Raw genomic sequence first — 13869 nt, 5'->3', positions numbered from 1 at the left:
GTGTCAGACAGTGAGCGCGGGAGCCAAGGGGGCCCCGTGGGTTCAGGCCAGTCCCGGCCAGGGCCCGGCGGCGTCCAGGACGCGGGCGGCGGCGGAGGCGGAGTCGACGAGCGGGTGCAGCGCCAGCGCGCGCAGGGCCGCCTCCCGCGAGCCGGTCAGGGCCGCCTCCAGGGTGGCGCGTTCGGCGGCCTTGACCTGAAGCATCAACCCCAGCTCGGCCGTTCCCGGCGTCAGGCACGGCACCGGGTGCGCGCCCTGCCGCCCCACCTCGCAGACCGTCTCCACGACGGCGTCGTCGGGCAGCGCGGCCACGCACCCGGCGTTGCGGACGTTCAGGATCAGCCGCGTGCGTTCGTCCGCCGCCAGGGCCCGCATCACGGCCACCGCCACGCGCTCGTAGCCGCCGCCCGCCAGATCCTCCTCGTCGCGCGGCCCGGCGCCCGAGGCCGCGCGGGCCTCCGCCCCGTAGGTCTCCTCCCGCTCCCGGCGGGCGCGCTCCCACAGCGCCGCCGCCTCGGCGGGCGCGGCCCGCTCCGCCGCCGCGAAGAACGCCCCCTGCTGCCGGTGCAGGAACTCCCCCCGCGTCTCCCCGGCCGCGCGCGCCGCCGCCACCGCCTCGCGGCGGAAGTAGTACGCGTGCAGGTACTCGTTGGGCAGCGAGCCCAGCGCGCGCAGCAGCCGGGGCCCGAACAGGCGGCCCTCCTCGAACGACCCCAGCGCGGCCTCGTCGGCCAGCAGCCCCGGCAGCAGGTCGCGGCCCCGGTGGGTGAGGGTCCGCAGCCAGCCCAGGTGGTTGAGGCCCAGGTAGTCGAAGCCGGCCTCCCGCGGGTCGACCCCCGCGGCGCGGGCCGCCCGGCGCACCAGCCCCAGCGGCGAGTCGCAGATCCCGATCACCCGGTGGCCCAGCTCGGCGGACATCGCCTCGGTGACGAGCCCGGCCGGGTTGGTGAAGTTGATCAGCCACGCCTCGGGCGCCAGCTCCCGCACCCGGCGGGCGATCCGCAGCGCCACGGGCACGGTGCGCAGGCCGTAGAGGACGCCGCCCGCCCCCAGCGTTTCCTGGCCCAGAACGCCCTCGGCAAGCGGCGTCCGCTCGTCGCCCACCCGCCCGGCGGTGCCGCCCACCCGGACGGCGCAGAAGACGAAGTCCGCGCCGCGCAGCGCCTCGTCCAGCGACCCGGCCACCTCGACCGCCGGCGCGCCGGAGCCGCCCGCGCCCTGGCCCTCCAGCACGGCAGCGATCGCGCGGGCCCGGCCGGGGTCCGTGTCGTGGAGGGCGACCCGGTCCGGCGCGCCGTCCGTTGTCAGCAGGGCGCGGTATACCAGGGGAACGCGGAAGCCACCGCCGCCGATGATCGTGAGCTTCATGGGGCGGAACGTACCGTAGATATCCCGCCATTCTGACGGAGCCCCGTGGTGACGACAGTGCATCCCCGAGTGAACCCCCAAGCGCCTCCTTCCCGCGACGCGGACGGACGCCGGCACATCGACCCGCTGGCCGCCCACCGCGTCCCCGGCGACCCGCCCTGGGACGTGTACCTGACCGGCACCGTCTTCCTGGACATCGTCTTCACCGGCCTGGACTCGGCCCCCGTGCGCGGCACGGAGTCCTGGGCCCGCGGCATGGGCTCCAGCCCCGGCGGGGTGGCGAACATGGCGACCGCCCTGGCCCGGCTGGGCCTGCGCACGGCCCTGGCGGCGGCCTTCGGCGACGACAAGTACGGCGAGTACTGCTGGGAGACGCTGGAGCGCGGGGAGGGCGTCGACCTGTCGCTCTCGCGGGTGGTGGGCGGCTGGCACTCGCCGGTCACCGTCTCGATGGCCTACGAGGGCGAGCGGACGATGGTCTCGCACGGGCACGAGGCGCCGCTGCCGCGCGAGGCGCCGGGGCCCTGCCCGGCCGGGCAGGGGGTGGCCCGCTCCTGCGTGGCCTCACTGCGGCCGGGGCACCCGCAGGAGTGGATCGCGACGGCCGCCCGCGCCGGAAGCCGCGTCTTCGCGAACAGCGGCTGGGACGAGTCGGGCGCCTGGGACCTGGCGGCCCTGCCCGGCCTGGAGCACTGCGAGGCGTTCGTGCTCAACGCCGCCGAGGCGATGCGCTACACGCGCGCCCGGGACGCGCGCGCCGCCGCGCACGCGCTGGCCGAGGCGGTGCCGCTGGCGGTGGTGACGATGGGCGCCGAGGGGGCGTACGCGGCGGACGGCCGCACCGGGGAGGTGGCCCGGGTGCCCGGCATCGTGGTGGAGCCGCTGGACACCACGGGCGCGGGCGACGTCTTCATGGCCGGTTTCGTCACCGGAACGCTGGCGGGCTGGCCGCTGGCCGACCGGCTCGCGCTCGCGGGACTGATCGCGGCGCTGTCCGTGCAGGAGTTCGGCGGCTCGCTCTCCGCGCCCGGCTGGTCCGAGATCGCGGCCTGGTGGCGGCAGACCCGCGAGCCGGCCGCCGGGGGCGAGGCGGCGGCCGAGCGGGCGGCGGCCCGGTACGCCTTCCTCGACGCCCTCCTCCCCGGCGACGCGCCCCCCTGGCCCCGCCGCCGCGCCGTCCCCACCCTCGGCTTCCGCGACACCCCGGCGCCGGGCCGGGCCGGCGAACGCTGACCCCCGGGGGGCCCGCGCCGCGCGCACCGGAGAGCGTCGCGCCTCGTGATTCCCACCGGTTATTCCCACTGGTCCTGTCAGTCCCTCGGCGTACTCTGGAAGACCGGTGGCCGCCCGGCGCGGCGCCGGGGCAGGCACCGGGCACGACCCGGAAGCACAGAGAGGGATGAGCAGGTCCACGACGGGCCGCCCATGACACAGACACCGACACACCAGCCAGCGGCGACCGCCTCCCCCGCGAGCGGGAGGGGCCCCCAGGCCACCGCCCGGTTCACCGTCCCGGCGAAGCACCCCATGGTGACGGTCCTGGGCTCCGGGGACGCGCTGCTGCGCGTCATCGAGACGGCGTTCCCCGCCACCGACATCCACGTCCGGGGGAACGAGATCGCGGCCACGGGCGACGAGGCCGAAGTCCGCCTCGTCCAGCGCCTCTTCGACGAGATGATGATCGTCCTGCGCACCGGCCAGCCGCTCACCGAGGACGCGGTCGAGCGCTCGATCGCGATGCTCCGCGGCGAGGACGGCACCGGCGGGGACGCCAGCCCCGCCCAGGTCCTCACGCAGAACATCCTCTCCAACCGCGGCAAGACGATCCGCCCCAAGACGCTCAACCAGAAGCTCTACGTCGACGCCATCGACCAGCACACCGTCGTCTTCGGCATCGGCCCCGCCGGCACCGGCAAGACGTACCTGGCCATGGCCAAGGCCGTGCAGGCCCTCCAGGCCAAGCAGGTCAGCCGGATCATCCTCACCCGCCCCGCCGTGGAGGCCGGCGAGCGCCTCGGCTTCCTGCCCGGCACGCTCTACGAGAAGATCGACCCCTACCTGCGCCCGCTCTACGACGCCCTGCACGACATGCTCGACCCCGACTCCATCCCCCGCCTCCTCAGCGCGGGCACGATCGAGGTCGCGCCCCTGGCGTACATGCGCGGCAGGGCACAGCCCGTGTTCACCAAGGTGCTCACTCCGGACGGATTCCGCCCCATCGGCGAACTCCGGGTGGGCGACCTCGTAGTCGGGTCCAACGGCGAGCCCACCCCCGTGCTCGGCGTGTACCCGCAGGGGCAGAAGGACATCTACCGCCTCTCCGCGCAGGACGGGTCTTCGACCCTCTGCTGCGGCGACCACCTGTGGACCGTGCGCACGGCGGCCGACCGCCGCCGCAACAAGCCCTGGCGCGTCCTTGAGACCAAGGAGATGATCGGCAGGCTCAGGGCCGCGCACGCCCGCCGGTACGAGCTGCCCCTGCTGAGCGCGCCCGTGAGCCTCCCGGAGCGAGAGGTTCCTATGGACCCTTACGCCCTGGGCCTGCTCCTCGGCGATGGCTGCCTCACGGGCCGGACCACCCCGTCCTTCAGCACCGACGACCCCGAGCTGGCCGTCGCGCTGGAGTCGGCACTTCCAGGCGTCGAGGTCCGCCGGAAGAACCGGGCGGACTTCACGCTGAACCGCGTGCGGGAGCCGGGAGACGTCATCACGCTGGAGAACCCGGTCACCGGCGCCCTGCGCGCACTCGGGCTGCTCGGCACCAGGTCATCCACCAAGTTCGTGCCGGACGACTATCTGCGCAACGCGGCGCCGGTCCGGCTCGCGCTCCTCCAGGGGCTGCTGGACAGCGACGGCGGGCCGGTGACTCAGGCGGGCCGCACCTGCCGCATCGAGTACACGACGACATCCGCCGCACTGCGGGACGGAGTGATCGCGCTCGTCCGGTCACTGGGCGGCGTCGCCTACAGCCATCGGCGGGCAGCCGAGGGCCGGCCGCCCGGGACGGCGAGAGGCCGGCGCGTCGTCCACCGGCACGATGCCTACACGCTTGACATCCGGCTGCCCGAAGGCGTCGCGCCGTTCCGGCTGGCTCGCAAGCTCCATGCCTACACGGCGGCGGGGGGCGGCGGACGCCCGATGCGTTTCATCGACAGCATCGAGCCCGCGGGGCGGGCGGAAGCCGTGTGCATCCAGGTCGCCGCCGCCGACTCGCTCTATGTCACCGAGGACTACCTGCTGACGCACAACACACTGAACGACGCCTTCATCATCCTCGACGAGGCGCAGAACACGAACCCCGAGCAGATGAAGATGTTCCTCACCCGCCTCGGCTTCGAGTCCAAGATCGTCATCACCGGCGACGTCACCCAGGTCGACCTGCCCAGCGGCACCAAGAGCGGCCTGCGGCAGGTCCAGGAGATCCTGGCCGACGTGGACGACGTCCACTTCGCCCGGCTCACCAGCCACGACGTGGTCCGCCACAAGCTCGTCGGCCGCATCGTGGACGCCTACGACCGCTACGACGACCGGCACGGAAAGTAGCCGCCCCGCATCATGCCGATCGAGGTCAACAACGAGTCCGGCACGGAGATCGACGAACGCTCCCTGCTCGACGTCGCCCGCTACGCCCTGGCCCGGATGCGGATCCACCCGCTCTCCGAGCTGTCGGTGATCGCGGTGGACGAGGCGGCCATGGAGCAGCTCCACCTCCAGTGGATGGAGCTGCCCGGCCCCACGGACGTGATGTCGTTCCCCATGGACGAGCTGCGCCCGCCGTCCAAGGACGACGAGGAGCCCGCCGTGGGCCTCCTCGGGGACGTGGTGCTCTGCCCCGAGGTGGCCCGCAAGCAGGGCGAGCAGGCCCCCACCCGGCACTCCATGGACGAGGAGCTCCAGCTCCTGACCGTCCACGGCGTGCTCCACCTCCTCGGGTACGACCACGAGGAGCCCCAGGAGAAGGCCGAGATGTTCGGCCTGCAGAAGGCCATCGTCGACGGCTGGCGGGACGAGCGCGGCATCACCGGCCCGTCCCCCGCCCCCACCACGTCATGACCGGGACCCTGCTGCTCGCGGTCCTGGCGCTGCTCGCCCTGGCCTGGCTGGCCTCCTGCGCGGAGGCCGGCCTGGCCGTCATCACCGGGTACCGCGCGGAGGAGGCGGTGCGGGCCGGCCGCCGGGGCGCCGCGCGGCTGGCCGCCGTCGCCGCCGACCCCACGCGGTACCTCAACCTCGCCCTCCTGCTGCGCGTGGCCGCCGAGATGGGCGCGGCGGTGCTGGTGGCGCACGCCTGCCTCCAGGAGTTCGGCGACGTCTGGCAGGCCCTGGCCGTGGCGTTCGGCGTCATGGTGCTGCTGTCGTTCGTCGCGGCCGGCGTCTCGCCGCGCACCATCGGCCGCCAGCACCCGCTGAACACCACGACCGCCGCCGCCTACGTCCTGGTCCCCCTGGCCCGCGTCCTGGGCCCGCTCACCCAGGCCCTGATCATCCTGGGCAACGCCCTCACCCCCGGCAAGGGCTTCCGCAAGGGCCCCTTCGCCTCCGAGGCCGAGCTGCGCGCCATGGTGGACCTCGCCGGGCGCGAGGCGCTGATCGAGGACGAGGAGCGCCGGATGGTGCACTCCGTCTTCGAGCTGGGCGACACCCTGGTCCGCGAGGTGATGGTGCCGCGCACCGACGTCATCTCCATCGACCGGGGCAAGACCATCCGCCAGGCCCTCACGCTCGCCCTGCGCTCCGGCTTCTCCCGCATCCCGGCCACGGGCGAGAGCGACGACGACATCGTCGGCATCGTCTACCTCAAGGACCTGGCGCGGAAGGTGCACGTCAGCCGCGAGGCCGAGTCCGAGCCGGTGGAGAGCGTGATGCGGCCGGCGACGTTCGTCCCCGACACGAAGAACGCCGGGGACCTGCTGCGGGAGATGCAGCGCGACCACATCCACCTGGCGGTGGTCATCGACGAGTACGGCGGAACGGCCGGGCTGGTCACGATCGAGGACATCCTGGAGGAGATCGTCGGGGAGATCACCGACGAGTACGACACCGAGCTGCCGCCCGTGGAGGAGCTGGGCGAGGGCGCGTACCGGGTCACCGCGCGCCTGGACCTGGGGGCGCTGGGCGAGCTGTACGGGCTGCGGCTGGACGACGAGGACGTGGAGACCGTCGGCGGCCTGCTCGCCAAGGCCCTGGGCCGCGTCCCCATTGCGGGCGCCCGCGCCACGGTCGACCTCACGGCCGACCAGACCAAGCCGCCCGGCCTGGCGGCCCTCCGCCTCACCGCCGAGTCCCCCGCCGGCCGCCGCAACCGCATCGACCGCATCCGCGTCGACCCCGTCCACGCCCCGGACTGACCGCCCCCGCACCCGCCCCGCGCCCGGCGATCGGGGCCCCGGCCGCTCACCCGAATGGCGGGGCGCCGGTGGACGCGGGCGGGCCGGGGTGGCGCGATGGGAAGCATGGATTCTCCTCTGCGGACGATGGCCGTGACCGGAGTCGCCGCGCTGAGCCTGGTCCTGGTGCCGGGCCAGCCGGCCGCCGCCGACTCGCTCAGCGAGGCCCAGCTGCGCGAGGCGCTGCTGGACGCCGTGGACTTCCCCGAGGGCTGGGCCGCCGACAGCGAACGCTCCGCCCGCGAGCGCGGGTTCGGCGTCCCCGAGCCCACCGAGCCGGACTGCTCCGGCCTCTTCGGCTCCCCGCCCGAGGACGGCGGGGACGAGGGCACCGCCTGGGCCGGGTTCGCGCGCACCCGCAGCGGGCCGTTCGTCACCACCGTCGCCACCGCGCACGCCGACGCCGCCGCCGCCCGGAGCGCCGTGGAGAGCGCGCGCGAGGCCCTGGACGGCGCGTGCGCCACGATCCATACCCGCGAGGGCGCCGGGGAGCGGGGCGTCACCGTGGCCTACGACGCCGCCGCGCTGGAGCTGAAGCAGGCCGCCTCCTTCGGGGAGGAGGCCGTGGCCGTCCGCTTCCAGCGCCGCCTGGACGGCGAGGTCGCCACCACGCCCGTGGTCGCGGACCTCGTCATAGCCCGCGTCGGCGCCCAGACCGTCCGCATCGCCCAGGCCGGGCGGGACGACGGCAGCACCGGCGAGGTCACGGAGATCGCCGAGCGCGCCGTGGAGAAGCTGCGCCAGGTCGCGGAGGGCCGCACCCCGGCCCCCAGCCCGGACCAGCCGGGCACCACCGACCTGTGAACGGCCGGGCTGCCAAAGCCGCATAAGCTCGCCCCATGACTGACGCCGCCGCCGATGCCCTGGACCCCGAGGACCGGAAGCTCCTCACCCTGGCCCGCTCCGCCCGCGCCCGCAACGCCGTCCCCGAGGGCGCCGCCGTCCGCGACGAGACCGGCCGCACCTACGTCGCCGGCACCGTCGCCCTGCGCGCCCTCCCCCTGAGCGCCCTCCAGACCGCCGTGGCCATGGCCGTGGCCAGCGGCGCCAAGTCCCTGGAGGCCGCCGCCGTGGTCACCGACAGCCCGGAGCTGGGCCCCGCCGACCTGGACGTCGCCCGCGAACTCGGCGGCCCGGACGTCCCCGTCTTCCTGGCTGGCCCGGACGGCCAAGTCCGTGCAACGATCGGCGGATCTTGACCCCCTCCCCTGCCTAGATGCGGGGGGTTCCAGCGGTCGCCCGCTGGGTTTCCTGCTTCGTCGACGACTGCCCCGTCCGGGAGGACTCCCGTTGAGGTCTTACACCGCCTCCGCAGGCCGAGGCGGCCAGCCCGGCCGCCTTGACGGTGCGTGCCGCGTTCACGTCGCGGTCATGCGTGGTGCCGCAGTCCTCGCACGTCCATGTGCGGACGTTCAGGGGCAGCTTCTCGCGGGCCGTGCCGCAGTTCCCGCACAGCTTGCTGCTGGGGAAGGAGCGGTCGGTCACGATGAGTTCGCGCCCGTACCAGGTGCACTTGTACTCCAGCATGGAGCGCAGTTCCGTCCAGGCCGCATCGGAGATGGCGCGCGCGAGCTTGCCGTTCTTGAGCAGGTCGCGGACGGTGAGGTCCTCGATCACGACCGTTTGATTCTCACGGACGAGACGCGAGGTCAGTTTGTGCAGGAAGTCGCGGCGCCGGTCGGCGATCCGCGCGTAAATCCTGGCAACGCGGCGGCGGGCCTTCTCCCGGTTCGCCGAGCCCTTCGCCTTCCGCGACAGCGCCCGCTGCGCCTTCGCCAGCCGGGCGCGGTCACGCCGCTCATGCTTCGGGGTGACGATCTTCTCCCCGGTCGACAAGGTCACGAGGCTGGTTACGCCCGCGTCGATACCGACCGCCTTCGTGGTGGCCGGGGCCGGAGCGATGCGGTCGTCGCACAGCATCGACACGAACCAGCGCCCGGCGCTGTCACGGGACACCGTCACCGTGGCCGGTACCGCCCCCTCCGGGAAGGGACGCGACCAGCGGATGTCCAGCGGCGCGGACATCTTCGCCAGCGTCAGTGGCCCGTCGCGCCAGGTGAAGGCGCTGCGGGTGTACTCGGCCGACGCCCTGGACTTCTTCCGGCTCTTGTACCGGGAGTACTTGGCGCGCTTGGCGAAGAAGTTGGCGAACGCCGTCTGAAGGTGGCGCAGTGCCTGCTGGAGCGGAACGGAGGACACCTCCGCCAGGAACGCGAGCTCTACCGTCTTCTTCCACTCCGTCAGCGCGGCCGAGGACTGCACGTAGGAGATGCGGCGCCGCTCGCCGTACCAGGCCCGCGTGCGCTCCTCCAGCGCCTTGTCGTACACCAGCCGGACACAGCCGAACGTACGCGACAGCTAAGCCGCCTGCTCGTCCGTGGGGTGAAAGCGGTACCGGAAAGCCCGCCTGACCTGCCGCGTCACGCTTCACAAGCTATTGGTACCCGAGTGAGAAGCGGGTACCGGCCAAAGGCGATTCACCCTTCCCTGCCCGCTCCGCAGGAGCTACGTTCCTCCCCCGCAAGCGGGAGGTACCCCCACCCCGGTCTGAAGGCCGCTGTATCCACGAAAGAGTCCCGATGACCAGCACCGGCAGCACCCCTTCCCACCGTTCCGGATTCGCCTGCTTCGTCGGCCGCCCCAACGCGGGGAAGTCGACGCTGACCAACGCCCTGGTGGGGACGAAGGTCGCGATCACCTCCAACCGCCCCCAGACCACCCGGCACTCCGTGCGCGGCATCGTCCACCGCCCCGACGCGCAGCTGATCCTCGTCGACACCCCCGGGCTGCACCGCCCCCGCACCCTGCTGGGGCAGCGGCTGAACGACGTGGTGCGTGCGACCTGGGCCGAGGTCGACGTCATCGGCTTCTGCCTCCCGGCGAACGAGAAGACCGGCCCCGGGGACCGCTTCATCGCCCGCGAGCTGGCGAAGATCACCCGCACCCCGAAGGTCGCCGTCGTCACCAAGACCGACCTCGTGGACGGCGAGGCCCTGGCCGAGCAGCTCATCGCCGTGGACCGGCTGGGCAAGGAGAACGGCCTGGAGTGGCAGGAGATCGTCCCCGTCTCGGCCGTCTCCGGCGCACAGGTCGGGCTCCTGGCCGACCTGCTGGTGCCGCTGATGCCGGAGGGCCCGCCGCTCTACCCCGAGGGCGACCTGACCGACGAGCCCGAGCAGGTCATGATCGCGGAGCTGATCCGCGAGGCCGCGCTGGAGGGCGTCCGCGACGAACTCCCGCACTCCATCGCCGTGGTGGTCGAGGAGATGCTGCCCCGCCCCGACCGCCCCGAGGACCGGCCGCTGCTGGACATCCACGCCAACCTCTACATCGAGCGCACCAGCCAGAAGGGCATCGTCATCGGCCCCAAGGGCCAGCGCCTGAAGGCGGTCGGCACCACGGCCCGCCGCCAGATCGAGGCCCTGCTCGGCACGCCCGTCTTCCTCGACCTCCACGTGAAGGTCGCCAAGGACTGGCAGCGCGACCCCAAGCAGCTCCGCCGCCTCGGCTTCTGAGCCGCGGCCCGCGGCGGCCGTCGCCCGCGCGCTACGGCCGGGACGCGTCCGTCGCCGCCGCGGAGAGGAGGCGTTCGGTCTCGGAGGGCAGCAGGCGCAGGGCCTCGCCGATCAGGGTGAGGATGGTGCGTTCGGTGGGAGAGTAGGGCCCGTCCGCCAGGGCGATGCCCGCGCCGTGGAGGACCAGGGCCTCGCGGCCGGGGGCCTCCAGATGGGGCGCGAGGGCGGTCAGGCTCTCCCAGAGCGGCAGCGTGTCGGCGGCCAGCGCCGCCTGGAGCGTCAGCAGCCGCTCGTGCGTACAGTCCGGGAAGCCCGCCGCCCGGATCGAGGCAACGGCCGCCTTGCGCGCCGCGACCGCCTGCCCGTCCGTGCCGAGCACGGCCAGGGCGATGGTGTGCACGGCGTCCCGCAGCAGCCCCGCGAGCTGCGTCGTCGTGGGCACGTCGAGGGCCGTGGCGAGGAACCTGCCGTGGCAGGAGGAGCACTCCACCACCGGCTCCGCGTCGCCGCGCCTGGCGACGGGCACGCCCAGGACCGTGAGCCTGCGCCGCCCGGCGAGCCGCTGGTAGCAGCGGTCCCCGCCGCACGCGGCGCAGAAGAAGTCTCCGTCCCCGATCACCCGCCAGGCCGTCCGGACCCCAGCGAACCGGGTCACCCAGGAGCGCACCACGCCGTACCTCCGTTAGCCGCCGGCCCCCGTGCCATCTGCTGTGGGCGTGATGTTAACCACATTGAGGGGTCCGCGTCAGTAGTGCGTACGGAAGTAACGCACCTACTGCGTCAGGTCTGGACAAAACCCGGAGGCCGTGATTCCCGCGGCCCCCCGGAGACCAGCCCCCGGGTGAGCGCCGCGTCCGCCGCTGCCAGCGCGCGCACCACCGGCACGGACGTGGCCAGCAGCACCGCCCCGGCGGCCGTGGTGAACGCGATGTCGGCCGCCTCCGAGGGGTTTCCGGTCATCAGGTCGAACAGGCCCGTCCCGCCCTCGTCGCGCGGCAGCGACCACGACCAGGTGACGTAGAGCAGGGACCCCAGCCCGCCCACCGTCCAGGTCAGCGCGACGCAGAACGCCGCCACCCGCAGCGGGAAGGCCACCACCATGTGCGCCAGCGCCCGCCAGGCCCACCCGTCCCGCAGCGCCCGCAGCCCGTCCCCGCCGGCCCGCACCGCCGCCCGCGGCCGATGCCCGGCCAGCCGCTCCAGCCGCCGCAGCTCCATCCCCGCGAACGCCCGCGCCCCCATCAGCGTCCCGGCCAGCGCCGGGAGCCCCACCCACACCACCAGCGTCGAGAGCCCGAACGACAGGCCCGTCACCGCCACCGTGAACGCCGCCACCGCGACCGGCAACCCGCCCAGCACGTACGCCAGTTCCCGCCCGAAACGCCTCAGCCACCCGGGCCGCCCGGCGGCCCCGATCTCCACATCCGCCATGCCCGTCAGCCTGCCGCCGGCGCCTTCGGCGGGACAGCCGCCCAGCCACCGGGCCCGGGGTGGGGCCAGCCCCACCCCGGGCCCGGGGGACGGCCGCAAAGCGGCAGGCTCGCTCAGCGCAGGGCGCGGTTCACGGCCGAGACGACGGCCTTCAGCGAGGCGCGGACGATGTTCGCGTCGATCCCCACGCCCCACAGGACGCGGTCGCCCACCGCGCACTCGATGTACGCGGCGGCCTGCGCGCCCGCCCCCGCGCTCATCGTGTGCTCCACGTAGTCCAGGAGCCGCACCTCCTCGGCGACCACCCCGGTGCGGCCCAGCGCGTCGAAGAACGCCGCCAGCGGGCCGTTGCCCGTGCCCGACAGGACCGTGTCGGCCCCGTCCACCACGGCCTCGACGGTCAGCGCGTCCTGCCCGCCGCTGGTGGTGGAGGTCTGCGCGCTGCGCAGCGCGATCCGGCCCCAGGGCGCCTCGGGCGTGGGCAGGTATTCCTCGCTGAAGATCCGCCAGATCTCCGCCGGGGTGACCTCGCCGCCCTCGGCGTCCGTCTTCCCCTGGATGATCCGGGAGAACTCCACCTGCATCCGCCGCGGCAGGTCCAGCTTGTGGTCGTTCTTCAGCACGTAGGCCACGCCGCCCTTGCCGGACTGCGAGTTGACCCGGATGACCGCCTCGTAGGAGCGGCCCACGTCCTTGGGGTCGATCGGCAGGTAGGGAACGTCCCACACCAGCGCGTCCACACCCACCCCGGCCGCCTCGGCGGCCTCGTCCATCGCCTCGAAGCCCTTCTTGATGGCGTCCTGGTGGGAGCCGGAGAAGGAGGTGTACACCAGGTCGCCCACGTACGGGTGGCGGGGCGGGATCTCCATCTGGTTGCAGTACTCCCAGGTCCGGCGGATCTCGTCGATCCCGGAGAAGTCGATCTGCGGGTCCACGCCCTGGGAGAAGAGGTTCATGCCCAGCGTCACCAGGTCGACGTTGCCGGTGCGCTCGCCCTGGCCGAACAGGCAGCCCTCGACCCGGTCCGCCCCTGCCATCAGCGCCAGCTCGGCGGCGGCCACGGCCGTTCCCCGGTCGTTGTGCGGGTGCGCGGACAGGCAGACGAACTCGCGCCGCGAGAGGTGCCGCGACATCCACTCGAAGCGGTCGGCGTGCGTGGAGGGCGTCGAACGCTCCACCGTGGCGGGCAGGTTGAGGATGATCTCGCGGCCGGGCCCGGGCTGCCACACGTCCATCACCGCCTCGCAGACCTCCAGCGCGAAGTCCAGCTCGGTGTCGGTGAAGATCTCGGGGCTGTACTGGTACCCGAACACGGTGCTCTCGTCCAGCAGCTTCTCCGCGTACTCCATCACCATCCGCGTGCCGTCCACGGCGATGCTCCGCACGTCCTCGCGGCTGCCGCGGAAGACGACCCGGCGGAAGGTGGGGGCGGTGGCGTTGTAGAGGTGGACGGTCGCCCGCGGCGCTCCGGCCAGCGACTCCACGGTCCGGGCGATCAGCTCCTCGCGGGCCTGCGTCAGCACCGAGATGGTGACGTCCTCGGGGACGGCGCCCTCCTCGATGATGGAGCGCACGAAGTCGAAGTCGGTCTGGCCGGAGGCGGGGAAGCCGACCTCGATCTCCTTGTAGCCCATGCGGACGAGCAGGTCGAACATGGCCCGCTTGCGGGCGGGGGACATGGGGTCGATCAGCGCCTGGTTGCCGTCGCGCAGGTCGGTGGACAGCCAGCGCGGGGCGGCGGTGATCCGCCGCGAGGGCCAGGTGCGGTCCGGCAGGTCGACGGCCTCGAAGGGGCGGTACCGGTGGACCGGCATGCCCGAGGGGCGCTGCGTCACGGTGGCGGCGGTCAGCGGGGTGGGCCTGCTGCTCGTGCTGCTCATAGGGGGAAGGGCTTCCTTTTCCTGATGCCTGCGGTCTGTCGGACGAGAGGGGCCGACGGCAGCGCCGAACTCCGCGGGGAGGGGGTCGGCCGTAGTGACTACAGACCCTCGCCGCGGCGGCTAAGGAGAAGGAGCTTCCAGGAACGCATCGCCTGCCAGCCTAACCCCGCCCGTGCCCGACGCCTCCCGCGTATCAGCATCCGAGACATACGCCACACTTCGCGCGCCCCTCGCGCACGACGGACGCGCGCCCGCCCGCACCCGCCCGCGCCCTGCGCCCGGCTCGCC

11 protein-coding genes and 1 pseudogene are annotated in these 13869 nt (G+C 73.6%); 7 read left to right on the top strand and 5 right to left on the bottom strand.

Annotated elements, in window-relative coordinates:
* Positions 1-42 precede the first annotated feature (42 nt).
* Positions 43-1368 (bottom strand): family 4 glycosyl hydrolase, encoded by a 1326-nt coding sequence (locus RM780_RS10855; RefSeq protein ID WP_311630410.1) that lies wholly within the window; start codon positions 1366-1368, stop codon positions 43-45.
* Between the two features lie 57 nt (positions 1369-1425).
* Here RM780_RS10855 and RM780_RS10850 point away from each other — a divergent pair, with 57 nt between their 5' ends.
* The 6 genes from RM780_RS10850 to RM780_RS10825 all read left to right on the top strand — a co-directional run bounded on the left by RM780_RS10850 (position 1426) and on the right by RM780_RS10825 (position 7954).
* Positions 1426-2601 carry a PfkB family carbohydrate kinase gene (locus RM780_RS10850; protein WP_394812936.1) on the top strand — a complete coding sequence of 392 codons (1176 nt, stop codon included), beginning with the start codon at positions 1426-1428 and terminating at the stop codon, positions 2599-2601.
* 192 nt (positions 2602-2793) lie between these two features.
* Positions 2794-4911 (top strand): PhoH family protein, encoded by a 2118-nt coding sequence (locus RM780_RS10845; RefSeq protein WP_394812934.1) that lies wholly within the window; start codon positions 2794-2796, stop codon positions 4909-4911.
* Positions 4912-4923: 12 nt separating this feature from the next.
* Complete coding sequence (gene ybeY, locus RM780_RS10840) at positions 4924-5421, top strand: rRNA maturation RNase YbeY (RefSeq protein ID WP_311630408.1); 498 nt, start codon at positions 4924-4926, stop codon at positions 5419-5421.
* Entirely contained in the window at positions 5418-6716 is a 1299-nt protein-coding gene (locus tag RM780_RS10835) for a hemolysin family protein (protein ID WP_311630406.1), read from the top strand. Before ybeY ends, RM780_RS10835 begins: the two co-directional genes overlap by 4 nt.
* Positions 6717-6842: 126 nt before the next feature.
* Positions 6843-7559: a hypothetical protein gene (locus RM780_RS10830; RefSeq protein WP_311630405.1), complete on the top strand. Its 717-nt coding sequence runs from the start codon at positions 6843-6845 to the stop codon at positions 7557-7559.
* Positions 7560-7594: 35 nt separating this feature from the next.
* Positions 7595-7954 carry a cytidine deaminase gene (locus tag RM780_RS10825; protein WP_311630404.1) on the top strand — a complete coding sequence of 120 codons (360 nt, stop codon included), beginning with the start codon at positions 7595-7597 and terminating at the stop codon, positions 7952-7954.
* Between the two features lie 13 nt (positions 7955-7967).
* Here the strand turns inward: RM780_RS10825 and RM780_RS10820 are convergent.
* Positions 7968-9179 (bottom strand): annotated as a pseudogene (locus RM780_RS10820) (RNA-guided endonuclease InsQ/TnpB family protein).
* 155 nt (positions 9180-9334) lie between these two features.
* On the opposite strand from RM780_RS10820, the gene era reads away from it, so the two are divergent.
* Positions 9335-10270, top strand: coding sequence for a GTPase Era (era, locus tag RM780_RS10815; RefSeq protein WP_311630403.1), 936 nt, complete (start codon positions 9335-9337; stop codon positions 10268-10270).
* Positions 10271-10301: 31 nt separating this feature from the next.
* Here the strand turns inward: era and RM780_RS10810 are convergent, their stop codons facing one another.
* The 3 genes from RM780_RS10810 to leuA form a co-directional block, all read right to left on the bottom strand.
* Positions 10302-10940, bottom strand: a complete 639-nt coding sequence (locus tag RM780_RS10810) for a TerB family tellurite resistance protein (RefSeq protein ID WP_311630402.1) — start codon at positions 10938-10940, stop codon at positions 10302-10304.
* Between the two features lie 110 nt (positions 10941-11050).
* Positions 11051-11701, bottom strand: a complete 651-nt coding sequence (locus RM780_RS10805) for a sensor domain-containing protein (protein ID WP_311630401.1) — start codon at positions 11699-11701, stop codon at positions 11051-11053.
* 113 nt (positions 11702-11814) lie between these two features.
* Positions 11815-13581, bottom strand: coding sequence for a 2-isopropylmalate synthase (gene leuA, locus RM780_RS10800; protein WP_311630400.1), 1767 nt, complete (start codon positions 13579-13581; stop codon positions 11815-11817).
* Positions 13582-13869 lie beyond the last annotated feature (288 nt).

It is taken from the genome of Streptomyces boetiae (assembly GCF_031845405.1).
In the GTDB taxonomy this organism is placed as follows: domain Bacteria; phylum Actinomycetota; class Actinomycetes; order Streptomycetales; family Streptomycetaceae; genus Streptomyces; species Streptomyces boetiae.
Note: the sequence above shows the minus strand (reverse complement) of the source record. Positions and strands in the feature narration are given on the sequence as shown.

What these genes read in the sequence shown, in the direction of transcription:
- RM780_RS10855 (WP_311630410.1), bottom strand. Translation starts at nt 1,368, where the DNA reads ATGAAGCTCACGATCATCGGCGGCGGTGGCTTCCGCGTTCCCCTGGTA.
- RM780_RS10845 (WP_394812934.1), top strand. Translation starts at nt 2,794, where the DNA reads ATGACACAGACACCGACACACCAGCCAGCGGCGACCGCCTCCCCCGCG.
- ybeY (WP_311630408.1), top strand. Translation starts at nt 4,924, where the DNA reads ATGCCGATCGAGGTCAACAACGAGTCCGGCACGGAGATCGACGAACGC.
- RM780_RS10835 (WP_311630406.1), top strand. Translation starts at nt 5,418, where the DNA reads ATGACCGGGACCCTGCTGCTCGCGGTCCTGGCGCTGCTCGCCCTGGCC.
- RM780_RS10830 (WP_311630405.1), top strand. Translation starts at nt 6,843, where the DNA reads ATGGCCGTGACCGGAGTCGCCGCGCTGAGCCTGGTCCTGGTGCCGGGC.
- RM780_RS10825 (WP_311630404.1), top strand. Translation starts at nt 7,595, where the DNA reads ATGACTGACGCCGCCGCCGATGCCCTGGACCCCGAGGACCGGAAGCTC.
- era (WP_311630403.1), top strand. Translation starts at nt 9,335, where the DNA reads ATGACCAGCACCGGCAGCACCCCTTCCCACCGTTCCGGATTCGCCTGC.
- RM780_RS10805 (WP_311630401.1), bottom strand. Translation starts at nt 11,701, where the DNA reads ATGGCGGATGTGGAGATCGGGGCCGCCGGGCGGCCCGGGTGGCTGAGG.
- leuA (WP_311630400.1), bottom strand. Translation starts at nt 13,581, where the DNA reads ATGAGCAGCACGAGCAGCAGGCCCACCCCGCTGACCGCCGCCACCGTG.